Consider the following 22,905-nt stretch of genomic DNA (forward strand, 5'->3'; position numbering starts at 1 on the left):
ATCTCCATTTCTACTCTTTTATAATCGTGCCAATCTCACCTCCTGATAAAAAGAAGTGCATTCGCATCATCAGTATCAATATGCATTTCCAATCTATATTTATCACTCACTCTGCAATGAACATCATGCAAAGTAGCACTTTTTTCGCTTTTTACTTCAACAGAAACTATATCTCCATTTTTAAGACCCATTTCCTCAGCTTCTTCTGTGGCAAAGTGAATATGTCTATTAGCAATAATGCACCCTTCATCTAAATTAACTCTTCCATTAGGTCCTATAATGGTAATCGGTGAAGAGTTTTCAATCTCACTCGAAGTACGTACTGGTGGAGTTATCTTTAATAATCTAGAATCTGTTTTAGAAACCTCAACTTGTGTATAAGGACGAATTGGTCCTAATACCCTGACACGATTAATCTCGCCAGATGCCGACTGAATTGTAACCTGTTCTTCAGCAGCAAATTCACCAGGCTGATACAAATCTTTTAACTTGTTTAGTTGGTATCCTTCACCAAATAAAATATCTAAATGTTCCCTCTTTAAATGAACATGTCTAGCAGAAATGTTAATGATTACTTGATTAATTTCCATGATAATTTATCTCCTTTTCCTATTTATAATACCATATTTTTTTCTGATTCATTATACTCAAAATGAATCAAAGCCTCTTTATTCAGATACATACCCTCTTCATTGAGTAAATGATTCAAATCAGAGTTCCATTGTGACGGTTTATCTCCTATACTTTCTAAGTTCTCAACAAAAGTATAGATATAAAAGTTTGTTGCTCTATATTTTTCACCTCCTATATTAAAATCTCTAAATAAGCTTATTGCTAATATTTTATAGTCGCTGAGTTTCAAACAAGCATGTTATAATAAAGCTATGCATGTAGTACAGATTTTAAACAGCGAGCATTAGATTACATCAAAGAGGGGGCACAGCCATGTCGAGGCAGCCAAGGTTTTTGATGTCGGCGTCAGAACTCTCTTCACATGGAAAAAGAACTTACGTGAACAAGGACACTTAGAGAGGAAAAAGCGAGTCGTCAAAAACCGAAAGATTCCTTTAGAGGAATTAAAATCCTTTGTAGAGGCTCATCCAGATGCTTTTTTACGGGAAATTGCGGCACATTTTGATTGTGCTATCCCTTCAGTATGGGCAGCTTTAAAGCAGATGAAGGTCACTTCAAAAAAAGATGACGAGCTTTAAGGAACAAGACCCAGAGAAAGTCGCTGAGTTTCTTGATATTTTGGATAACCTAAACGATTTACCAATCGTATATATTGATGAAACAGGAATCGACCGCTATCTCTATCGTCCTTATGCAGGGGCTCCTAGAGGGGAGAAAGTCTATGAAAAGATTAGCGGACGTCGTTTTGAGCGAACTTCAATTGTTGCAGGACAAGTAGACGGAGAGTTTATAGCTCCCATGATTTACAAGAACAGCATGACAAGCGATTTCTTTGTGGAGTGGTTCAAAATGCAACTCCTACCTGCTTTGAAAACACCTCATGTTATTATCATGGACAATGCTAGTTTTGATCCCAAGAACATTTTGGATGAACTCTGCATCCAAGATAAACACTTTTTCTTACCTCTACCGCCATATTCACCGGATTTGAATCCTATTGAGCAAGCTTGGGCTATCTTGAAAAAGAAAGTAACAGATTTATTAAGGGAAGTCCCAACTATTTTTGAATGTTTGGAACGCTTTTTTAAAACTAAATAACTATATAATAAAAAATAAGGGGACACGAAATGGACACCAAAGCTAAAAAGTTCACACTTGCAACGATTTCAGCTCTATCACTTCTTGGGGTAGGAATTGTTACATCACAATCAGTAGCCACTAATGATAGGCTGGTTTCCACTCAAGCAATCAATGGTCAATCCTACAATATCTTAAACTCTTAGGTCACTAGTACTTCTTCTGGTACTACTCTAGTTGGGATTGAAGGGACTTTCTTAACGCCATATAAACAGGCTATCTTAGACCGTATCAATGCCATTCGAAAAGAAACAACAGACGAAGGTCTAGTTACTAGCTATGTTCCTATCAAATGGTCAACTGCACTAGAAAAAACAACCTTCATTCGTGCAGCAGAAGCTTCGATCACCATTAATCACACACGCTTGTCTAGTAAGGACATTTGGAGCCCCTGGTCTTCAGGAAATTTCTCACTAGCAGAAAACTTGGCTTGGAACTATGACGGATTTATGACAGCTATTAATCAATGGTATGAGGAAAAAGCCGATTATGTTAATACTAAACTAAAATCAAAAAGTATTATATAATAGTAATATGAAATCAACTAAAGAAGAAATCCAAACAATCAAAACACTTTTAAAAGACTCTAGTACAGCTAAATATCATAAACGCCTTCAAATCGTTCTATTTCGTCTGATGGGTAAATCTTATAAAGAGATTATAGAGCTTTTAGACTGTAATCAAACAACGATTTGGCCAACTGTAAAAAAATATGAGGAGTTCGGACTCGACTCTCTCCTTCAAGAAACACGTGGTGGTCGTAACCATGCATATATGACAATTGAGGAAGAGAAAGCCTTTCTTGCCCGTCATTTGAAGGCTGCAGAGGCAGGAGAATTTGTTACAATTGATGCCTTATTTCAGGCTTATAAAAAGGAGTTAGGTTCTTCCTACACACGTGATGACTTTTATCAACTCTTGAAGCGCCATGGTTGGCGAAATATTAGGCCACGTCCAGAACATCCCAAGAAAGCAGACGTTCAAACCATTGTCGCGTCTAAAAATAAAATCTCAATTCAAGAAGACAAGAAAGCGCTTTAAAACCAGTAGGCATTTTCGTAAGGTTCGCTTGATGTACCAAGATGAGGCTGGTTTCGGTAGAATCAGTAAACTGGGATCTTGTTGGTCTCCAATAGGAGTAGGTCCACATGTCCATAGTCACTATATACGAGAATTTCGCTATTGTTATGGAGCTGTTGATGCCCATACAGGCGAATCATTTTTCTTAATAGCTGGTGGATGTCATACTGAGTGGATGAACGCCTTTTTAGAAGAGCTTTCACAAGCTTATCCATATGGTTATTTTTTACTCGTTATGGACAATGCTATATGGCATAAATCAAGTACCTTAAAGATTCCGACTAATATTGGCTTTGCATTTATTCCTCCATACACACCAGAGATGAACCCCATTGAACAAGTGTGGAAAGAGAAAGGCATCACGTGTGTAGGAAGAACCTAACTCCTTTGTATAAGCCTGAAATAAGGCATCAATTGTAACAAATTCTCCTGCCTCTGCAGCCTTCAAATGACGGGCAAGAAAGGCTTTCTCTTCCTCAATTGTCATATATGCATGGTTACGACCACCACGTATTTCTTGAAGAGAGAGTCGAGTCCGAACTCCTCATATTTTTTTACAGTTGGCCAAATCGTTGTTTGATTACAGTCTAAAAGCTCTATAATCTCTTTATAAGATTTACCCATCAGACGAAATAGAACGATTTGAAGGCGTTTATGATATTTAGCTGTACTAGAGTCTTTTAAAAGTGTTTTGATAGCTTGGATTTCTTCTTTGTTGATTTCATATTACTATTGTATAATGCTTTTTTATTTTAGTCTAGTCTAACAATTCATACCTTTGTATCTCTTTTGTTGTTTCTTCTTTTTTATCATTATCAACCCCAACAGTCACAAAGTTTACTCCAATAAATATAACCATGTAAAACAATACCAAGGCAAAGCCCAAACCCTTTAATAACTTCATTTTCTTTTCTCTACTTTCTTTTTTTGTGTTAGTCTTTTTAGTTTATCTTAATTATATATACTCTTAAAACCCAAGGGGTAAAAATCCCCCCTTACAATCCTACCATTTCATCAAGCCAGCTAGAGAAATTGTCTTCCTTTGTATCTTCCTCATTCCATTCAAAATCTTCCAAGTATGTTCTATTAGTGATTAGTTTGACACGTTTGTTTTGGTATTGGGGATCTAAATAGAATAGGGGGTCTCTTCACTATACAAGTTAGCGAGGACCCGAACTCTTTTCCTATACTCTACTCGTTTTATTGGACCACTTTTTGAGACAATTCTAGTGTATATGTTTTATACAATTGATGGCAAGTTTGATTCTCTCCTATTTTAATCAAGGAAACACAAGGTAAGACAAGTCCTGACCAGATAGACTCTAGTATTTCCTCACGATTTGAATGTTCTTCTAACTTGGCAACAATCTGAGGAGCCATCTTATAGTAGGATTCAATTTCCTCCTGACCACCATCTTTAAAAGCTAGATAAGAATCCCTGAATTTTCGCAAAGTCATCAATTCATCACAGTCATCTGCCAATCCCTTGTAAGTTACAGCTGCTTCTGTCAAATAACAACCTCTTTGTTCAATCTGATAGTAAGCATCTGGTTCACCAAAAAATCCAGTTTTAGAGCGCACATATCTCTCTGCATCACTCCTACGTTGTAAAACAGCTACTTCTCTTCCCTTACGATATACAATAAATTCCATTTCTTTTACCTCTCTATCTTACAATATTTAATAATTCCTCGTAACTTGAAACCACATCATAGATGTGCTGATCACTAATCAATCCAGCTTGAGCTAACGCTTTAAAATGAGCACGCGCACAGGCAATTTTTGCTTGCTCAGCTTGTTTTAATTGAAGACTAGACATAGAGCCTTTCGTTTCTGCAACAAAATAGATATGTTTGACACTACCTTCACGGAAGGCGATTGCCCAGTCAGGGTTATAGTTCCCAAGCGGAGTCGCAATACTGAACTTCCCTGGTAGCTTCACATAAACACGAACATCCTCGTATTGTTCCAAAGATTCTTTAAAGGTCTTCTCCGTATTGGAATCAACTTTTACAAAATTGTAAATCCCTTTTTTGGATTCAAGTAAGTGATCATCTGATCTGTTAGCAGTTTCAGGATTGTCATAAAACAAGTCCATATCATACTCTTCATTTAACACATTATACTGGATATGCTTGATAATTTGACTCGCTTTTTGTTCATTAATGAGCTTTGAAACCTTAAGAATAAACTCTTCAGGATTTTGTTTAAACTTGTCAAATTGGTAGACATAGATTTTACTTAATATTTCCGCAACCAATTTACGAGTTAAACCAGTCTGTTCAGCAATTTCCCCTAGTAAATCATATTTGGTCATAATCTGCGAATCCGTTAGATATTCTTGCTGACGATCATTCTCAGCTACTGTGAGATGGAGACCTTCTTCCTTACTCATCTCAGTAGCGCTTGCTTGAGTTATATGAAAGCTTGGTTTGCTAACGACTAATTTCTCATTGATATAGTCAACCGAATGTTTTACCAATTCCGCATCATCAAACTCTACTTGGTAACTCGTCTTACGATTGATTTGCTTCCAGAGATTTAAAAATTCTTTTCGGGCAATATTTTCTTGATTGACCTCATTTGAGAATTGAATTACCGCATTATTGGCATTTTCAATTTCATACTGTCCAGCATGATAAACGCTCTCCAATATCTCTACCAGCTTATCCTCATAACCTGCTAGTGTTTCAGACAGTTGTAACTGATGATTTTCTTTTGTAGTAAAATATTCTGCAGTCAATTGCCCTTCACGGTCTATATAGCCTTGTCGAATCAAATCAAAATGAATCGAATCTGCTTGTTCCTTGGTAATTCGTATTGTTTGACCTTCTTGATTCGTTAGAACTTTATTCGTAAAGAGAGTAACATCCACTTTTACAGGACGTTCTGCTAAGAGTTCTTTGATTTCTTCTTGTAGACTTCGAGCAAATTGATCATAACTTTCATTTGCAATTACTGTCAGTTTATTGATTTCATGAACATCATTTCCTAAGAGTTCAAAATCCTGACGAATTCCGTTTTGGTCAACTGCTAAACGCATACCACGACCGATTTCTTGACGTTTTCGAGTCTCTGCTGAAGATTGCTTCAGCGTACAGATTTGAAAGACATTAGGATTATCCCATCCCTCTTTTAGAGCTGAGTGAGAAAAGAGGAAACGAACTGGCTCTTCAAAGCTCAATAAACGCTCCTTGTCCTTCATAATCAAGTCATAGGCATCAATGTCATTTGAAGATTATTTTTCTTTTCACTGGCAGATTTATAGTCCACAAAAATGGTCTTATCTGACTTCTTCACTTTATCTACCGAAAAGTAATAAGCATGAACTGAATTTCCTTCAAGATTAGCCTCCAAATATCGACGATAAGGAGTTGGTTCCTGTGTTTGGATAAACTGGTTTACTTGATTTCGATATTCTTCTTCAAAAATCTGAGCATATTCACCATTATAGGCATCATTATGTTCATCATATTGTTTATACTTGGCCACTTCATCGATGAAAAATAGGGATAATACTTTAATTCTTCGATTGTACAGTTTACTTTCTTTTTCGAGATGACTTTTTATAGTTTCTCGGATTTGAATTCTTCTGATGCTAGACTCATCCACTTCCCCTATCACTTCACCGACATGAAGTTCTTGCGTCACACCAACTTGAAGTTTGTTCTCTCTTGCATCAAAGTGACTAAGGGTCATTCCTTTATAAGCAGATAAATTCCCCGATTCAGCATACAAATCAAAGGGTTCTTCCACCACCTTCAATTTCCTCTTAACACCTGACTGCGTTTTTACTTCAAACTCAATTTTTGCTTTGGGTGCTCCTGTTTTTTGTGGAATGATTTCTTGTAGATATAGATATCCTTGTGTCCCGGTCGTCCCAGTTTGCTCAATAGCCTTAACCGCAATCTTCTTCACTAATTTTTGATTGTAAGCATCCATGGCATCCAATCTATAAACCATATCATGTTTTTCTTTATGGGTAGCCGAATAACGTAGTGTAAATAATGGCTTAAAATCTTTTAGTCTTTCCTTTGTCTGTTTCCCTTCAACAGACTGAGGTTCATCAATAATCATAATCGGATTCATAGCTGCCAAGACATCAATTGGACGGCGCCAACGGAAACTTTCCTGTTCAGAATGAATCCGTCGCGCATCTTTGCCTTTTGTATTAAAGGCTTGAGAGTTGATGACCATGATTTGAAGGTCTGACGAATTGGCAAAACTATCCAAATCACCTAAACGTGAAGAATCGTAGACAAAATAGCGTGGTTGCTTCCCATACTCCATCTGAAAGTGACTTGACATGATCTGTAGAGACTTGAGAACCCCTTCACGAATGGCTACACTTGGAACGACAATGACAAATTTAAGCCAGCCATAGCGTTTATTCAACTCCATAATTGTACGGATATACGTGTAGGTCTTCCCTGTTCCCGTCTCCATCTCTATGGAAAAATTATAAGCTTCTCGTCCAGCAATCATATCAATCGATAGTTTATCAGAAGGACGCAAACCATAACGAGTTTGCATAGTATGAACATTTTCTCGTATACTTGTTTGACTCAATTGAATCGGTGCATTTCGATAAGCATCTAAAACCAAATCTACCTCATCTGACTTGAGACGACCTGGATCCGCCATATACTGAACTCCAGTATGTTTGGCTTGCCCTTGAAATAAATCTGCAATGGCACTAACCGCATCCAACTGAAATTGTTGTTTTTTAAATTGTAGTTTCATAATTCTATATTCTTTTTATTAAATTCACATAAACTATTTCACATCTATAACTATATTTAATAGTTACGCCATATTATATTTCTTTTTAATTTCTTTCACTTTTGATGATGTAATATCGTTAAAATACTCTTTTTCCCACTTCATTGCATCACTAAGTACAAGACAAATAGAAATAAGTTTTTGATTATCTTCTTGTATCTTTCCGTCTTCAACTTTCTTGATAGTATCTTCAAGTTCTTGAATGAATTCTATGGCTAAACTATACATTTCCTTATTAGATAAAAAATATAATTTAGTTATATTTTCATCAATTGCCTTATGTTGCTTTTTTAGATTAGAAACTGTATGATTTGCAAGCAAGTATTCCAAAAGTAGAACAAAATCACTATACAATATCATCCTTTTTTCAAATAAATGTTGTTTTAAGTTATCTTTAAAAGCATGTCTAGTAACCCAGATTGCAATGCTGATAGAAACAATAATCGCAATCGAATCTACTATAATCCCTCCGATACTTATCCAATTATCAGTTGTCAGCTGATAGAACATCGCCTACACCACCTTCACTTTCGTATGAGGTGATAATTCTTTAAATATTTCACTTACGTTAATTTTATCTGCTGAATTGGCAAATGAACTATCACGGAAAACAGTACGGAGTGGTTGTGCTTGAGCGATGTGACGGATAACTTCTTCAGAGATTTCATCTTCAAAACAAGCCATGAGTGATCCTTGATCTACATCATAAACTTCTGCTCCTGCTACTTTCTCCCAATCAATAGCTAATGACAATTCCATGCCCCATGTCAGCATAACTTGGAAAAGTAGGTCAAGCCCAGTACGTCCTTCCTTGATATTGGATACACTATCAAAAAGTTCTCCTTGGATAAATTGATCTGGCCGAGCTGAAACATCTTTGAAATTAGAAGAGTCTAACTTATAAGCCTTAAATCCAAAGTCCTGCTTGCCAACCAACTCAGGATGCTCCTCCTGAATCTTGGCAGCAGCACGACGAATCCGCTCACGTGAAATCTGATCAATAGTTTCATAACCTGCTTCTTTAGCAGCAGACTTATCAGCTACTTCTTCATCCAAAGTACATAAGATAAACTTACGATTTCCACCATCTTCAGCATTCAGTTGTATAACTGCGTCTGCCGTAGTACCAGAACCACCGAAGAAATCAAGAATAAGGGCGGTTTCTATACTTGCACCTAATCCTAACAAATTTAATAATAGTTTTGTCGGCTTAGAAAAATCGAATACTCTAAAATCAAATAACTTCTTAATTTCAGTATTGGCACGTTGATTTGTTCCAAACTCTACATTCCAAAAATCATTAGATAGTTGACCATTCTTCATTGCATCACTTAAATATATCTTTGTTCTTGGAACTCCTCCATTTTCTGGCCAATGAATTTTGTCATCTTTTAAAAGTTGGTGAAAATCTTTTTCCGAAACCATCCATGGTCCCATAAGTACTTTTCCAGCAGGACTTAGAATTTCATAATTAAACCTTCCTCGAACTTCATCACGTAGGATGCCTCTCCCATATTTTCCTTTTGAATCTTCATAAGCATATTCTTTCTTAGCTGTATCTGAAAGTGGTAACCGTCCATATGTAACTCTAGAATAATCCTTTGAATACACATATATATATTCTTTTACTCTAGCAGCTTTACCTATATTAGGCTGATTATCACTTCTTCTCCAAGCAATCGTTTGAACGAGATTCTCCTCCCCAAATATCTCATCACAGATAGCTTTCAGATTAGCTTGTTCATTATCATCAATAGAGATAAAGATAACACCTGAATCCTTGAGGAGATTACGTGCTAGGCGGAGACGTGGATACATCATATTGAGCCAGTCTGAGTGATAACGGGCCGAAGTCTTTTCATTTTTTGTAAGCCCAACTACCTGGCGTCCTTCTTCATCCAAAAGTTCCATCTCTTCCTTCAACTCTTCGTCTGTTTTTTGGAACTTATCAGAATATACAAAGTCTTTTCCTGTATTATAGGGTGGATCGATATAAATCATATCGATTTTTCCTAGATAGGATTCTTGTAAGATTTTTAAGACTTCTAAATTATCTCCAGTAATAAAGACATTTTCACTGTTTTCAAAGTCAACACTTTCATCAAGATCTGGTCTTAGGGTTTTAGTAGTTGGTCGCCCAGCTTCTGCAATAGCTTCACGCTTTCCAACCCAAGTAAACTCATAGGATTCTCGACCATCCACAATTTCCTCTGATAAAAACTGTTTAAGCTTCTCAAAGTCAATCGCAGGACGTAATCTGCCGTATTCATCCCTCTTTTCCGTCAGAACTTCAGGAAAAAGTTGACCAATTTTTGAAATATTATCTGTAAAAACATCTTTTGAAGTGAGAGTTAATTTCTCAAGTCCAGAGTTTTCACCTGCGTGCTGTGCTGTGCTGTGCTGTGCTGTGCTGTGCTGTGCTGTGCTCATGGTAGTATCCTTTCTTAGCTTTGTCAAGCTTTTGTAATTTTAATTTTCTAACAAATTAAGTTGGCTTATCCTATCTTTGTAATGCTTCATTTTTAATACATTACAGCTTCATTTTATCAAAAATAAGGATTGAAATCAAAAGAGTTCTCTAATCTCAATTTCTGATTTTTCTTTATATTTATACTCTTCAAAAATCTCTTCAAACCACATCAACGTCGCCTTACCGTATATATGTGACTGACTTCGTCAGTCTTATCTACAACCTCAAAACAGTGTTTTGAGCAGCTTGCGGCTAGCTTCCTAGTTTGCTATTTGATTTTCATTGAGTATTATTATTTTTTATTCTTTACAGATTCAAAATAGACCTTTATTATTTTTCTAAAAAAGGAAAGCTCTGCGGCCTTCCTTCGTCTTACTTGCGTTTCTTCTTCGCTTTCTTCATTTTGTTAGCCATGCGTTTCATGGACTGTTTCATGGCAAATTCACCGATTTTACCTTTGAGTCCGCCACCAAACATTTGGCTCATATCTGGCATTCCTGCTCCTCCGAGAGCTGACAGGTCAGGCATGCCACCTTGTCCCATCATTCCTTCAAGGGCAGACATATCCATTCCTCCCATATTTGGCATATTTTTAGGAAGGTTGTTTGGATTGATCCCCATCTGCTTCATCATCTTGTTCATGTCGCCAGACATAACACCTTGCATGAGCTGTTTAGCTTGGTTAAAGTCTTTGATGAATTTATTAACTTCGACAAAAGTATTTCCAGAACCCGCAGCGATACGACGGCGACGGCTTGGATTTAACAAATCTGGGTTTTCACGTTCTTCAGGTGTCATGGAGGACACAATGGCACGTTTGCGAGCAATCTGGCGTTCATCCACCTTCATGTTTTGAAGGGCTGGATTGTTTGCCATACCTGGAATCATCTTGAGCAAGTCTTCCATCGACCCCATATTTTGCACCTGATCCAACTGATCAATGAAATCATTGAAATCAAAGGTGTTTTCACGCATCTTCTCAGCCATTTCAAGGGCCTTTTGCTCATCGTATTCTTGAGAAGCTTTCTCAATCAAAGTGAGCATATCCCCCATGCCAAGGATACGGCTAGACATGCGGTCTGGGTGGAAGGTCTCAATGTCCGTAATCTTTTCACCTGTACCAGTGAACTTGATTGGTTTTGGTAATGTGACGAACAGATAGAGCAGCACCACCACGAGTATCGCCGTCAATCTTGGTAAGGATAACCCCAGTCACTTCCAACTGATCATTAAACTCACGCGCAACATTGGCTGCTTCTTGACCAATCATGGCATCAACGACGAGGAGAATTTCATTTGGTTGAGCCAGTGCTTTTACGTCACGAAGCTCATTCATCAATAGCTCATCAATCTGCAAACGACCTGCCGTATCAATCAAGACATAGTCATTATGATTGGCTTGTGCTTGTTCCAAACCTTGACGTACAATCTCAACAGCTGGAACCTCTGTCCCAAGAGCGAAGACAGGCACATCAATCTGTTGCCCCAAGGTTTTAAGCTGATCAATAGCCGCAGGACGGTAAATATCCGCCGCAATCATCAAAGGACGAGCATTTTCTTCTTTCTTAAGTTTGTTGGCCAATTTGCGGCAAAGGTTGTTTTACCAGCCCCTGTAAACCAACCATCATGATGATGGTTGGAATCTTAGGTGACTTGATAATCTCAGCTGTATCAGAACCTAAAACGGCTGTCAGTTCCTCATCAACGATTTTAATAATTTGTTGCGCTGGGTTAAGGGTATCAATGACCTCATGCCCGACTGCACGCTCACGAACTTTCTTAATAAAGTCCTTTACAACAGGCAAGGCAACGTCGGCCTCAAGCAAGGCCAAGCGAATTTCTTTGGTTGCCTCTTGGACATCAGATTCAGAGATTTTTCCTTTTTTACGTAGATTTTTAAAGACGTTCTGCAAACGTTCTGTTAAACTTTCAAATGCCATTTTTCTTCCTCTTATTCTCTATTATCAATGCTTGTTAAAATTTCTATCTGCTCTTTCAGAAAGTCATCATTGGGATAGCGCTCCAAAATCTGGTCAAAAATCTGACTGCGGACAATGTAGTCAGAGTACATGTGCAATTTCATCTCATAATCTTCTAGAATCTTTTCTGTCCGCTTGATATTATCATAGACAGCCTGACGACTGACGCCGAACTCTTCAGCAATCTCAGCAAGACTATAATCATCAGCGTAGTAGAGCTCGATATAATTCATTTGCTTATCTGTCAAAAGCGCTGCATAAAATTCAAAGAGCGCATTCATACGATTGGTTTTTTCAATTTCCATAACTTTTATTATACCAAAAATTAGCCTAATCTACCACACTAGGAAGTCAATACAAGAAGATAGCTAGCAAAATTTGAAAAAATTTGAAAAAAATAAGAGCCTAGCCCCAAGTAATTTCCAATTGATAGCTAGCAAAGGGATGTCCCTCTTGGTTTTGCAGTTGATAGTCTAGTTCAATCTTTTGCCCATCTACTTGATAATGGCTCGTTTGGATGATAAACTCCTGCATGCCCATAGGTGTAGGGATATAGGCTAAACTATCACTATCCTTTAGAAAGCGCATAGTGGTCTTGGGATTGGAAAATCGGCTCATCACCAGTTCTTGACCATGAAATTTAATCACTACTTTTTCCTTTTCCTCATTATAGAAAAGCAGATAGCTATAATCTCCCTTCTCATGCACTTCCACGTCATAAAGCTGGTCAATCACTTCCAACTGCTCATCAAACTGAATCGTATTTCGCATCCGAATCTTCACATCAGGTCCTCTTTCTTGTCTCTTGTCCTACTATTTTACCAAAAACTCTAGCTTTTTGCTATAATGGTCATATGAACGAAAAAGTATTCCGTGACCCAGTTCACAACTACATCCATGTCAATAATCAAATCATCTATGACTTGATCAATACAAAAGAATTTCAGCGTTTGCGTCGTATCAAACAACTGGGAACTTCCAGTTATACCTTCCACGGTGGAGAACATAGTCGCTTCTCTCACTGTCTAGGCGTCTATGAAATTGCACGACGCATCACAGAGATTTTCGAAGAAAAATATCCTGAGGAATGGAATCCTGCAGAGTCTCTCTTGACCATGACCGCTGCTCTTTTACACGACCTTGGGCATGGTGCCTACTCCCATACTTTTGAACATCTCTTTGATACAGACCACGAAGCCATTACTCAGGAGATCATCCAAAGTCCTGAAACGGAGATTCACCAAGTCCTGCTACAAGTGGCGCCAGATTTTCCAGAAAAGGTTGCCAGTGTCATAGACCATACCTACCCTAACAAACAGGTTGTGCAACTGATTTCTAGTCAGATTGATGCGGACCGCATGGACTATCTCTTGCGCGACTCCTATTTTACAGGAGCTTCTTATGGGGAATTTGACCTGACTCGGATCTTGCGTGTCATTCGTCCTGTCGAAAATGGTATCGCCTTTCAGCGCAATGGCATGCACGCCATCGAAGACTATGTTCTCAGCCGCTACCAAATGTATATGCAGGTTTATTTCCACCCAGCAACACGCGCTATGGAAGTTCTCCTACAAAATCTTCTCAAACGCGCTAAGGAACTCTATCCTGAGGACAAAGACTTCTTTGCACGAACTTCCCCACACCTCCTGCCTTTCTTTGAAAAAAATGTGACCTTGTCTGATTATCTGGCTCTGGATGATGGTGTGATGAATACCTACTTCCAGCTCTGGATGACCAGTCCTGATAAGATTCTTGCAGACCTGTCGCAACGCTTTGTCAACCGCAAGGTCTTTAAATCCATTACCTTTTCACAAGAAGACCAAGACCAACTCGCTAGCATGAGAAAATTGGTTGAGGACATTGGCTTTGATCCAGACTACTATACTGCTATTCATAAGAACTTCGACCTCCCTTATGATATCTATCGTCCCGAATCTGAAAATCCGCGGACACAGATTGAGATTTTACAAAAAAATGGTCAACTGGCCGAACTCTCTAGCCTGTCTCCTATCGTCCAATCCCTTGCTGGCAGTCGCCACGGAGATAATCGCTTTTATTTTCCAAAAGAAATGTTGGACCAAAACAGCATCTTTGCAAGCATTACCCAGCAATTTTTACACTTGATTGAGAACGATCATTTTACCCCAAATAAAAACTAGAAGAGGAATTTTATGAGTATTAAACTAATCGCTGTCGATATTGACGGAACCCTAGTCAACAGTCAAAAGGAGATTACTCCTGAAGTCTTTTCTGCCATCCAAGATGCCAAAGAAGCTGGTGTCAAAGTCGTCATTGCAACTGGCCGCCCTATCGCAGGTGTTGCCAAACTTCTGGACGACTTGCAGTTGAGAGACGAGGGTGACTATGTTGTGACCTTCAATGGTGCCCTTGTCCAAGAAACTGCTACAGGGCATGAGATTATCAGCGAATCCTTGACTTATGAGGATTATCTGGATATGGAATTTCTCAGTCGTAAGCTCGGTGTCCACATGCATGCTATTACTAAGGACGGTATCTATACTGCCAATCGCAATATCGGAACATACACTGTGCACGAATCAACCCTCGTCAACATGCCTATCTTCTACCGCACACCTGAAGAAATGTCTGACAAGGAAATCGTCAAGTGTATGTTCATCGATGAGCCTGAGATTCTCGATGCTGCGATTGAAAAAATCCCAGCAGAATTTTACGAACGCTACTCTATCAACAAGTCTGCTCCTTTCTACCTCGAACTCCTTAAAAAGAATATAGACAAGGGGTCAGCTATTACTCACTTAGCTGAAAAACTCGGATTGAACAAAGATCAAACCATGGCTATCGGTGACGAAGAAAATGACCGTGCCATGCTGGAAGTCGTTGGGAACCCCGTTGTCATGGAAAATGGAAATCAAGAAATCAAAAAAATCGCCAAATACATCACTAAAACAAATGACGAATCCGGCGTTGCCCATGCCATCCGAACATGGGTACTGTAAGAGGATATGAATAGACGAAAACCGCTCAGTTGAGCGGTTTTTATAGTAAAATGAAATAGGAATAGGACAAATCAATTTCTAGTAATGTTTTAGAAGTCCAGATACACTATTCTAGTTTCAATCTACTATAGTATCTAATTACATACCCCCTGCTGGAATCGATAAATAGAAAAAACCTTATTTTAAGGCTCTTCCTATACTATTTATCAATAACCCTCTTTTAGAGTATGTCCGTAAGTTTGAATAATTTGTTGTATATCTTTATGCCTTAGTAATCTTGAAACAGCCCATATATCAACACCTTTTGATAATAGACTTCCTGCGAAACAATATATGGTAGAATAGTTCTATGAATTATGAAGCAAGTGAACAACTAACTGATGCACGATTTAAGCTCCTGGTTGGTGTTCAGTGCACGACTTTTGAAGAGATGTTAGCTGTATTAAAAAGAGATTATCAAGGTAAACACGCAAAAGGGGGACGAAAACCTAAACTAAGCCTAGAATACCTTCTTATGGCGACTTCAATATGTGCGAGAATATCGAACTTATGAAGAAATTGCGGCTGATCTTGGTATTCACGAAAGCAACTTAACCCATCGGAGTCAATGGGTTGAAGTAACTCTTGTTCAAAGTGGTGTTACGATTTCAAGAACTCCTCTCAGTTCTGAGGACACGGTAATGATTGATGCGACGGAAGTAAAAATCAATCGTTCTAAAAAAACAATTAGAGAATGATTCTGGTAAAAAGAAATGCCACGCTATGAAGGCTTAAGCGATTGTCACAAGTCAAGGGAGAATTGTTTCTTTGGAGCTCGCTGTGAACTATTGTCATGATATGAAGTTGTTCAAAATGAGTCGCAGAAATATCGGACAAGCTGGTAAAATCTTGGCTGACAGTGCTTATCAAGGGCTCATGAAGCTATATCCTCAAGCGCAAACTCCGAGGAAATCCAGCAAACTCAAGCTGCTAACAGCTGAAGATAAAGCCTGTAACCATGCGCTATCTAAGGAGAGAATCAAGGTTGAGAATATTTTTGACAGAGTATAGTAGATTGAAACTAGAATAGTACACATCTACTTCTAAAATATTGTTAGAAATCGATTTGACTGTCCTGATCGATTTGTCCTGTTCTTATTTCATTTCACTATGAAAACGTTTAAAATATTTTCAACAACCTATCGAAATCATCGTAAACGCTTCGGCTTACGAATGAATTTGATTGTTGGTATTATCAATCATGAACTAGGATTCTAGTTTTGCAGGAAGTCTAATAAATATAAACCGTAAATATGCCTGCCTGCTTTTGCTATCATGGTTTGGCTACCTATCCCAAGTTCGGATAAAAATACTTTCAAGTATTTATTCAATCCATAATTTGTAGAAAGTTTATACCTTCTATCACAAGAGACCAAATCATATTTCTTTAATTCTTCACGATTATAAAGAACCTTATCTTGTTCCTCTTTCAATGCATCCAATACAGATATTAAATCTTCATCAATAATAATTTCTCTTATGGAAGTATTCGTTTTTTGAGGAATAAAATTTGTCGATTTCTAGCAAATCTTCCATACGTTTTTAGAGTTTCTCTTTCATTTTCTATTTTATAATTCACCTTCTAATTCTCTTATAATCGAGTGTAAAGATTCTTTCGTTTTGGGAACAGATTCCTTCAATATACCCTCTATAATTTTAAAATTTAAGTTAGAATAATTATGATAAATAAAATTTCTAAAACCTTTTATCTGAGTCCAGTTTATCCTATCTGAATACTTCTGTTTTACTTCCTCTGATAATTTGCCTAACGATAACTGTTCTCCTACCTGTCCTAAATTCATAGCGATAGAATCAACTACCATATCATCATCTAAAGGTAAATTATATCTTCTTGCTTTATACAAAACAGCATCGGCCTTATCAAGATATAAAACCATATCCTTCAAATATGCTATATCAGTTTCAAGAGATTGACTTCTCATAAATAACCTCTCTATCATTCAAAAAATTTTTCTTGACTAACTTCCCAATGTTTGTTTTTGGAGAAAGTAAATCACTAACCAATAGAATATCTATATTACCATCAAAAATAGTCAAAAGTCTACCATATACATCAAAATATATAGAATCATCCTCTAACTCCAAAGCAATATCAACATCACTTTTCCCATCAGCTTCGCCCCTAGCATAAGAGCCAAATAGATAAATTTTAGATAAATCATATTGTTTAGCAACAGGAACAATTTTTTCCTTTATCTGATCTATTGTATAAACCATAACCGAACCCCTTTAGATTATATCTATCCACACTTTTATTTCACCTTACTCAGAATCAAGTTTAACTTCAAAAGGAATACTTCTTGTCAACACACTTTGCTTCAAAAATAACTTCACAGCAGTTGACATATCCAACCCCAACTCATTAAAAATCGCAGTCGCTTCTTTTTTCAATTCATCATCTACTCTTACAGCAATTTGTGACATAGCATTTCTCCTTTTCTTCTTGTATATCTATTGTATCACTTTTACCAATACATATCAAACTTATTCCCTAATAAATACAGTCTTTAAATTTAAACTTGCAACTTCTTCTCTAATGCTTGTGCCAAAACTTCTGAATAGTTAATCTTTTCTCGATCAGCAAGACGAACTAGCCATTCAGGAACGGTCACGTTCTTTCTAATCGCCTTGTTACTTCTCACAAAAGGCGCAGGATCAACTTGAATCATTGATACAAAACCATCTGAAACTTCAATCTTTAAAATATCACTTGGAGTAGGCAACGCCATCCCTTCATCGATATAAGAAGCTAAAACATTTTCAAGCATTTCTCGAGCATTTTTCATCGCTTCTTCGATATTTTTTCCTTCTGTACCACCACCAAATTCTGGAAATTCTACCCAATATCCTGTTCCTTCTTTATGAAAAATAGCTGGATACGTTTTTAACATTCTACTACCCCCAACATTCTACTACCTCTGATGTAAAAAGACTTAGGAAAGTAAAAATTACAATCCTAAATCTTTGAGAATCTTTCTCTCCAATCCCTTTCCCAAATCTTCATTTCCATGAACTGGAATCGTGACAAGATAAGAAAAACCCTCTTTCTTAAAATGATGATGACTTCCTCTTTGACGAACTTCAAACCATCCATTCTCAAGAGCTAGTTTCACCATTTCTTTACCTGTAAGTGGCATATATATTCGTTACCTCCTTACACTTACTATTATACGCATTATGTGTATAATAGTCAAATTAAAACAAACCACTTTTTCTCAATAACTACAAAATAAAATAGACCAGCTTCCTGATCTACTTTATTCTATATTCATTGACTTTTGGTCAAATTTTGGTCACACTTTGGTCAAAGATTCCAAAAATACTAACCTATTTTAAAAAACTAAATTGTGATGATTGCCTACAAATAAACACTTTGAATATTCTTTATGTTTCTTTACGCTTCTTATTATGCCCCCTGCAGGAATCGAACCTGCAACTACTCCTTAGGAGGGAGTTGTTATATCCATTGAACTAAGGGAGCTAGATAAAAACTCTGCTGAAAAAGCAGAGTTTTAGTCGAATTAACGACGGATTTCTTTGATACGAGCTGCCTTACCTTGAAGAGCACGCAAGTAGTACAATTTCGCACGACGTACTTTACCGTAACGAACAACTTCGATTTTTTCAACACGTGGAGTGTGGATTGGGAAGATACGCTCAACACCTACACCGTTAGAGATTTTACGAACTGTGTAGTTTTCTGAGATACCAGCACCTTTACGTGCGATAACAACACCTTCAAAAATCTGGATACGTTCACGGTTACCTTCGACAACTTCTGCGTGTACACGAACAGTGTCACCAGGACGGAATGATGGGATATCTGTACGAAGTTGACCTTCAGTCAAGCTTTGGATTAATGGATTCATTTTATTCTCCTATCTTTGTCAATCTTGAGGAATCTTCCTCAGCGGATAAACTGTATTTTTGTGCGTCCATTACACACAAGATACAGTTTACCAAATTTCCACAAAAAAGTAAAGAAATTTATAGCAGAATTCCCTAAAAAAATCGCAATCAAACCACCGAGGTAGGTCAAAGCTAAATAAGAATAAAATCCCTTCCTATCACTTAACAATCTTTGGAGTTCGTCATTCAAGGTCGAAAAAGTTGTCAAACCTCCACAAAATCCTGTTGCTAAAATAGCATAGACTTCCTTAGACTCCACATGATTGTAGAATAATCCAATTAAAAAACAACCTAGAAGATTGACTATGAGCGTTCCGAGGGGCAATTTAGAAGTTTGATTATAGCGGGAAAAGAAATAGCGTACGAGTGCTCCGAAACCACAAGCAATTGCAAGATAGACCATTACCATTTCTTCCTCCCTAGAAAATAAGCTAAGAGTAGGCCTCCACCGATGCTCAAAAGCAAATACAGGACTAAACTAAGATAACGCCCTGTATCAAGCAGCTTCACAGTATCAAGCATTAGGCTGGAAAAAGTTGTTAAACCTCCACAAAAGCCCGTCCCTAGTGCTAAAATCAAGCCCTTACTAGTCCCCTTATAGACCAGATATCCCTTGACAAGATAAATCAAGCAGAAAATTCCCAGATAGTTGACAAAGAGAGTGCCCCAAGGAAAGTCTGGACTGGCTGATAACCAAGTAGAAACAAGGTAGCGCACAAGTCCGCCCAACATAGCAGCTATAAAAATGCCTAGCGGATAAAATTGTTCTTTTTTCATTTAATATTCTGATTCTGATAATCACGCGAACGTTTGAGTATGTCCGAAAAAGTCGCGACAATAGTTTCCTGATAGCGCTTATCTCCTACACGACTTCTAACCTTTTCAAAAATAACCGCTTCTCTCTTGGTATCTAAAATCGGTTTACCTGAAGCTTTCTTATAGGCAACTACACCCTCAACCAAATGCATTCGTTCTTCTAAGAGCTTGACGATTTGGTCGTCGATTTGATCAATTTCTTGACGAATACTATCTAAATCCATACAGTCTCCTCCTTTATTTGAATTATTGTATCAAAAAGCCACCAAATAGGCTAGTAAAATCCTAACTCACGATAAGAAAAATGCACTGATTGATTACATCAGCGCACGTTTATACTTATCCTACTTTAGCAGCCAATTCTTCTGCGAATTGTTCCAAGCGCTCAATGTCTTCTTCCTCAGCAGAGAGATCAACTTTAACACATTCTGAACCTTTTTCTGCCCCTGTTGACACAAAAACGCGATCAAAGTCATCAACAGCCTTACAGAATTCATCGTAGAAGGTATCTCCTGAGCCGACCACTCCGTAGATTTTACCATTCAAGTTGAGATCTGCTAGGTCTTCGTAGAAGTCCATCATCTCATCTGGCAATTCACCATCACCATAAGTATAGGTCGCAACGATAGCGATGTCTGCTTCCAAGAAGTCTGAAGCGTCAACAGTTGTACATTCATCAACATCGACATCCAAGCCCAAGTCACGTAATTTGTCTGCTACAATATCTGCAATTTCTTCGGTATTACTTAGTCATACTGGCAAATACAATTTTTGCTAATGCCATATCATCCTCCTCAATTTATCTTTCTCCATTATATCACATCTTTTTCATTTTAAAAATAAAAATTCTTGTGCTACAATGAAATGAGAAAGAATTGAGGTTATTTATGGAAATTTACCATCAAATTTTAGAAAAAATTAAAGAATACGACACGATTATCATTCATCGTCATATGAAACCAGACCCTGATGCCTTGGGAAGTCAGGTGGGATTAAAAGCTCTTCTCAAATATCATTTCCCAGAAAAAACCATCAAAGCCGTTGGTTTTGATGAACCAACTCTTACTTGGATGGCTGAGATGGATCTTGTTGAAGATAGTGCCTACCAAGGTGCCCTTGTCATCGTCTGTGATACGGCGAATACTGCTCGTATTGATGATAAGCGCTATAGTCAAGGTGATTTTCTCATTAAGATTGACCACCATCCAAATGATGATGTATACGGTGACCTGTCTTGGGTCGATACTAGTTCAAGTAGCGCTAGCGAGATGATTACCCTATTTGCCCAAACAACCCAACTGGCCTTGTCAGATCGCGCTGCTGAGTTGCTCTTTGCAGGAATTGTCGGTGATACAGGTCGCTTCCTCTACCCTTCTACCACTGCACGAACCCTCCGCCTGGCCGCTTATTTGAGAGAACAGAACTTTGACTTTGCAGCTCTCACTCGCAAAATGGACACTATGAGCTACAAAATTGCTAAACTTCAAGGCTACATCTATGACCATCTGGAAGTGGATGAAAATGGTGCTGCTCGCGTTATCCTGAGTCAAGAAGTCTTGAAACAATTTAATGTTACTGATGCTGAAACTGCAGCCATTGTCGGTGCACCTGGACGTATTGACAGCGTCAGTCTCTGGGGAATTTTTGTAGAGCAGGCTGATGGCCACTACCGTGTTCGCTTACGCAGTAAAATCCATCCTATCAATGAAATTGCCAAAGAACATGATGGTGGAGGCCACCCTCTAGCAAGCGGTGCTAATTCCTATAGCCTAGAAGAAAACGAAATCATCTACCAAAAGTTAAAAAACTTGCTTAAAAACTGATAAAATACTTGCCAAACTTTTCAGAATCTGATAGACTAGTATGGTAACAATCTATGGCTCGCAAAGAGACCATGGCAGAAAGGAAATATTGTAAAATGAAAAAAGATATCCATCCAGAATATCGCCCAGTTGTCTTCATGGACACAACTACTGGTTACCAATTCCTTAGCGGTTCAACAAAACGCTCTAACGAAACAGTTGAGTTCGAAGGCGAAACTTACCCATTGATCCGTGTGGAAATTTCATCAGACTCACACCCATTCTACACCGGACGTCAAAAGTTCACTCAAGCAGATGGACGCGTGGATCGTTTCAACAAAAAATACGGTCTCAAATAATGAGAAAAAGACAGCTTCGGCTGTTCTTTTTTGTTTCTTGAAATCAACTGCTGTTTTCATGTTCCAAACTAAAAAAACTTTACACTCTCGATAGTTTCTAGAGTACAAAGTTTTCTCTTGCCTAAAAAATATAAAAGATATATACTAGCTATATATAGTATAGATTGGAGATATACCATGACGACATCACTTACTAAACAGTACAATTTTAAAATCAATGAGTCATCAATGGAACAAGCTAGAGCTATCATCAAGGAAAAAGGAATGACTATGACGGATGCTATTAGTCTTTTTATCGAGCAGATTGTACTCGAACAGGATTTGCCAATAAAAACTGCAGAAGATATACATCGTGAGCGATTGATTCAGGAACTACAAGCCCAATCTGAACGCTCCTTAAGAGAATACGAATCCTAAAAGGAACTTCCCTAGACAATATGAGGCTACGATATGGCTTATAAAGTGAGTCTTTCTACTGAAGTGAGTCAGGCAATTGACAATATCCATGACTACATTACTACTGTTCTTTTATCACCTCAGTCTGCTAAGAATACTGTAGCCAGAATTTTAGACGGCTTAAAAAGTTTAGAAACTTTTCCTGAAGCTGGCTTTGATGCAGATGAAAAAATCGGACTAAAAATCAACAGTAAGTACCCTACGCGAGGAAAAATTATCGGTCAGTATATCTTGCTTTACTTTATCGACCAGACTCAAAGAACTGTTTTTCTTTCCCACTTATTTCACACCAAAAGTGACTATGTTACCTTGCTCCAAAGCAAAAATAACAAAAACTCAAAATCATCATTTTAATGTCCACCACTCTCTTAATAACCTTGTACTTATAAGGAACACAGTCTTCATTTTAACTAAAAAATAAAAAAACTTTGCACTCTAGCTAGC

The 22,905-nt window shown here is 37.7% G+C and carries 21 protein-coding genes, 1 tRNA gene and 11 pseudogenes; 10 read left to right on the top strand and 23 right to left on the bottom strand.

What is annotated here, in order from left to right; all coding sequences use genetic code 11:
• Positions 1 to 35 precede the first annotated feature (35 nt).
• Together QMQ21_RS08270 and QMQ21_RS08275 are read right to left on the bottom strand one after the other, a co-directional pair.
• Positions 36 to 590 (bottom strand): PduL/EutD family phosphate acyltransferase, encoded by a 555-nt coding sequence (locus tag QMQ21_RS08270; protein WP_261814238.1) that lies wholly within the window; start codon positions 588 to 590, stop codon positions 36 to 38.
• A gap of 23 nt (positions 591 to 613) precedes the next feature.
• Positions 614 to 862: a hypothetical protein gene (locus QMQ21_RS08275; RefSeq protein ID WP_000777026.1), complete on the bottom strand. Its 249-nt coding sequence runs from the start codon at positions 860 to 862 to the stop codon at positions 614 to 616.
• 63 nt (positions 863 to 925) lie between these two features.
• On the opposite strand from QMQ21_RS08275, the pseudogene QMQ21_RS08280 reads away from it, so the two are divergent.
• Together QMQ21_RS08280 and QMQ21_RS08285 are read left to right on the top strand one after the other, a co-directional pair.
• Positions 926 to 1,731 (top strand): annotated as a pseudogene (locus QMQ21_RS08280) (IS630 family transposase).
• 573 nt (positions 1,732 to 2,304) lie between these two features.
• A pseudogene (locus QMQ21_RS08285) lies at positions 2,305 to 3,202 on the top strand (IS630 family transposase); the annotation flags it as partial.
• Here the strand turns inward: QMQ21_RS08285 and QMQ21_RS08290 are convergent.
• The 9 genes and pseudogenes from QMQ21_RS08290 to QMQ21_RS08335 all read right to left on the bottom strand — a co-directional run.
• Positions 3,203 to 3,570, bottom strand: a pseudogene (locus QMQ21_RS08290) (helix-turn-helix domain-containing protein); the annotation flags it as partial.
• Positions 3,571 to 3,607: 37 nt separating this feature from the next.
• Positions 3,608 to 3,754 (bottom strand): hypothetical protein, encoded by a 147-nt coding sequence (locus tag QMQ21_RS08295; RefSeq protein WP_000770987.1) that lies wholly within the window; start codon positions 3,752 to 3,754, stop codon positions 3,608 to 3,610.
• A gap of 296 nt (positions 3,755 to 4,050) precedes the next feature.
• The gene (locus QMQ21_RS08300) at positions 4,051 to 4,503 is read right to left on the bottom strand and encodes a CFI-box-CTERM domain-containing protein (protein ID WP_023936107.1); all 453 of its coding nucleotides are present in this window, start codon (positions 4,501 to 4,503) and stop codon (positions 4,051 to 4,053) included.
• Between the two features lie 13 nt (positions 4,504 to 4,516).
• A pseudogene (locus QMQ21_RS19290) lies at positions 4,517 to 7,593 on the bottom strand (type III restriction-modification system endonuclease).
• Positions 7,594 to 7,656: 63 nt separating this feature from the next.
• The gene (locus QMQ21_RS08315; protein WP_000499891.1) at positions 7,657 to 8,142 is read right to left on the bottom strand and encodes a hypothetical protein; all 486 of its coding nucleotides are present in this window, start codon (positions 8,140 to 8,142) and stop codon (positions 7,657 to 7,659) included.
• A 3-nt stretch (positions 8,143 to 8,145) separates the two neighbouring features.
• Positions 8,146 to 9,834, bottom strand: a complete 1,689-nt coding sequence (locus QMQ21_RS08320) for a site-specific DNA-methyltransferase (RefSeq protein WP_023936111.1) — start codon at positions 9,832 to 9,834, stop codon at positions 8,146 to 8,148.
• Between the two features lie 640 nt (positions 9,835 to 10,474).
• Positions 10,475 to 12,042: pseudogene (ffh, locus tag QMQ21_RS08325) on the bottom strand (signal recognition particle protein).
• Between the two features lie 11 nt (positions 12,043 to 12,053).
• Complete coding sequence (locus QMQ21_RS08330) at positions 12,054 to 12,386, bottom strand: putative DNA-binding protein (RefSeq protein ID WP_023936115.1); 333 nt, start codon at positions 12,384 to 12,386, stop codon at positions 12,054 to 12,056.
• A gap of 100 nt (positions 12,387 to 12,486) precedes the next feature.
• Positions 12,487 to 12,864: a YwiB family protein gene (locus tag QMQ21_RS08335; RefSeq protein WP_023936117.1), complete on the bottom strand. Its 378-nt coding sequence runs from the start codon at positions 12,862 to 12,864 to the stop codon at positions 12,487 to 12,489.
• A 71-nt stretch (positions 12,865 to 12,935) separates the two neighbouring features.
• On the opposite strand from QMQ21_RS08335, the gene QMQ21_RS08340 reads away from it, so the two are divergent.
• From QMQ21_RS08340 to QMQ21_RS08360, 4 genes and pseudogenes are all read left to right on the top strand, one after another.
• Positions 12,936 to 14,240, top strand: a complete 1,305-nt coding sequence (locus QMQ21_RS08340) for an HD domain-containing protein (protein WP_023936119.1) — start codon at positions 12,936 to 12,938, stop codon at positions 14,238 to 14,240.
• A 12-nt stretch (positions 14,241 to 14,252) separates the two neighbouring features.
• Positions 14,253 to 15,059 (top strand): sugar-phosphatase, encoded by an 807-nt coding sequence (gene yidA / locus QMQ21_RS08345; protein WP_023936120.1) that lies wholly within the window; start codon positions 14,253 to 14,255, stop codon positions 15,057 to 15,059.
• 349 nt (positions 15,060 to 15,408) lie between these two features.
• Positions 15,409 to 16,106, top strand: a pseudogene (locus QMQ21_RS08355) (transposase family protein); the annotation flags it as partial.
• A gap of 105 nt (positions 16,107 to 16,211) precedes the next feature.
• Positions 16,212 to 16,316, top strand: a pseudogene (locus tag QMQ21_RS08360) (IS5/IS1182 family transposase); the annotation flags it as partial.
• 14 nt (positions 16,317 to 16,330) lie between these two features.
• Here the strand turns inward: QMQ21_RS08360 and QMQ21_RS19295 are convergent.
• From QMQ21_RS19295 to QMQ21_RS08420, 12 genes and pseudogenes are all read right to left on the bottom strand, one after another.
• Positions 16,331 to 16,665, bottom strand: a pseudogene (locus tag QMQ21_RS19295) (site-specific integrase); the annotation flags it as partial.
• A gap of 1 nt (position 16,666) precedes the next feature.
• Complete coding sequence (locus tag QMQ21_RS08370) at positions 16,667 to 17,041, bottom strand: HepT-like ribonuclease domain-containing protein (protein ID WP_001257560.1); 375 nt, start codon at positions 17,039 to 17,041, stop codon at positions 16,667 to 16,669.
• Entirely contained in the window at positions 17,022 to 17,336 is a 315-nt protein-coding gene (locus QMQ21_RS08375) for a nucleotidyltransferase family protein (protein WP_000263130.1), read from the bottom strand. Before QMQ21_RS08375 ends, QMQ21_RS08370 begins: the two co-directional genes overlap by 20 nt.
• A 45-nt stretch (positions 17,337 to 17,381) precedes the next feature.
• Positions 17,382 to 17,543 (bottom strand): type II toxin-antitoxin system RelB/DinJ family antitoxin, encoded by a 162-nt coding sequence (locus tag QMQ21_RS08380; RefSeq protein ID WP_000077979.1) that lies wholly within the window; start codon positions 17,541 to 17,543, stop codon positions 17,382 to 17,384.
• 89 nt (positions 17,544 to 17,632) lie between these two features.
• Positions 17,633 to 18,010 carry a type II toxin-antitoxin system HicB family antitoxin gene (locus QMQ21_RS08385; RefSeq protein ID WP_000921490.1) on the bottom strand — a complete coding sequence of 126 codons (378 nt, stop codon included), beginning with the start codon at positions 18,008 to 18,010 and terminating at the stop codon, positions 17,633 to 17,635.
• A gap of 57 nt (positions 18,011 to 18,067) precedes the next feature.
• The gene (locus QMQ21_RS08390) at positions 18,068 to 18,256 is read right to left on the bottom strand and encodes a type II toxin-antitoxin system HicA family toxin (protein WP_023936121.1); all 189 of its coding nucleotides are present in this window, start codon (positions 18,254 to 18,256) and stop codon (positions 18,068 to 18,070) included.
• A gap of 272 nt (positions 18,257 to 18,528) precedes the next feature.
• Positions 18,529 to 18,600: transfer RNA gene (locus tag QMQ21_RS08395), tRNA-Arg, on the bottom strand.
• A gap of 40 nt (positions 18,601 to 18,640) precedes the next feature.
• Entirely contained in the window at positions 18,641 to 18,988 is a 348-nt protein-coding gene (rplS, locus tag QMQ21_RS08400) for a 50S ribosomal protein L19 (protein WP_261814245.1), read from the bottom strand.
• A gap of 131 nt (positions 18,989 to 19,119) precedes the next feature.
• Positions 19,120 to 19,437 (bottom strand): annotated as a pseudogene (crcB, locus tag QMQ21_RS08405) (fluoride efflux transporter CrcB); the annotation flags it as partial.
• A complete protein-coding gene (gene crcB, locus QMQ21_RS08410; protein ID WP_000712082.1) occupies positions 19,431 to 19,805 on the bottom strand; it encodes a fluoride efflux transporter CrcB in 375 nt (124 codons plus the stop codon). The pseudogene crcB (QMQ21_RS08405) and the gene crcB (QMQ21_RS08410), both read right to left, overlap by 7 nt.
• Positions 19,802 to 20,068, bottom strand: a complete 267-nt coding sequence (locus QMQ21_RS08415) for a chorismate mutase (protein WP_000362492.1) — start codon at positions 20,066 to 20,068, stop codon at positions 19,802 to 19,804. The genes crcB (QMQ21_RS08410) and QMQ21_RS08415 overlap by 4 nt, the downstream gene beginning before the upstream one ends.
• Before the next feature lie 115 nt (positions 20,069 to 20,183).
• Positions 20,184 to 20,628, bottom strand: a pseudogene (locus QMQ21_RS08420) (flavodoxin).
• A gap of 103 nt (positions 20,629 to 20,731) precedes the next feature.
• Here QMQ21_RS08420 and QMQ21_RS08425 point away from each other — a divergent pair.
• From QMQ21_RS08425 to QMQ21_RS08440, 4 genes and pseudogenes are all read left to right on the top strand, one after another.
• The gene (locus QMQ21_RS08425; protein WP_023936123.1) at positions 20,732 to 21,667 is read left to right on the top strand and encodes a DHH family phosphoesterase; all 936 of its coding nucleotides are present in this window, start codon (positions 20,732 to 20,734) and stop codon (positions 21,665 to 21,667) included.
• 95 nt (positions 21,668 to 21,762) lie between these two features.
• Positions 21,763 to 22,005 carry a type B 50S ribosomal protein L31 gene (locus QMQ21_RS08430; RefSeq protein WP_000710764.1) on the top strand — a complete coding sequence of 81 codons (243 nt, stop codon included), beginning with the start codon at positions 21,763 to 21,765 and terminating at the stop codon, positions 22,003 to 22,005.
• A 177-nt stretch (positions 22,006 to 22,182) separates the two neighbouring features.
• A pseudogene (gene relB / locus QMQ21_RS08435) lies at positions 22,183 to 22,466 on the top strand (type II toxin-antitoxin system RelB/ParD family antitoxin).
• Positions 22,456 to 22,815: a type II toxin-antitoxin system RelE/ParE family toxin gene (locus QMQ21_RS08440; RefSeq protein WP_023936126.1), complete on the top strand. Its 360-nt coding sequence runs from the start codon at positions 22,456 to 22,458 to the stop codon at positions 22,813 to 22,815. Before relB ends, QMQ21_RS08440 begins: the two are co-directional and overlap by 11 nt.
• Positions 22,816 to 22,905 lie beyond the last annotated feature (90 nt).

The sequence above is a fragment of the Streptococcus bouchesdurhonensis genome (assembly GCF_948472335.1).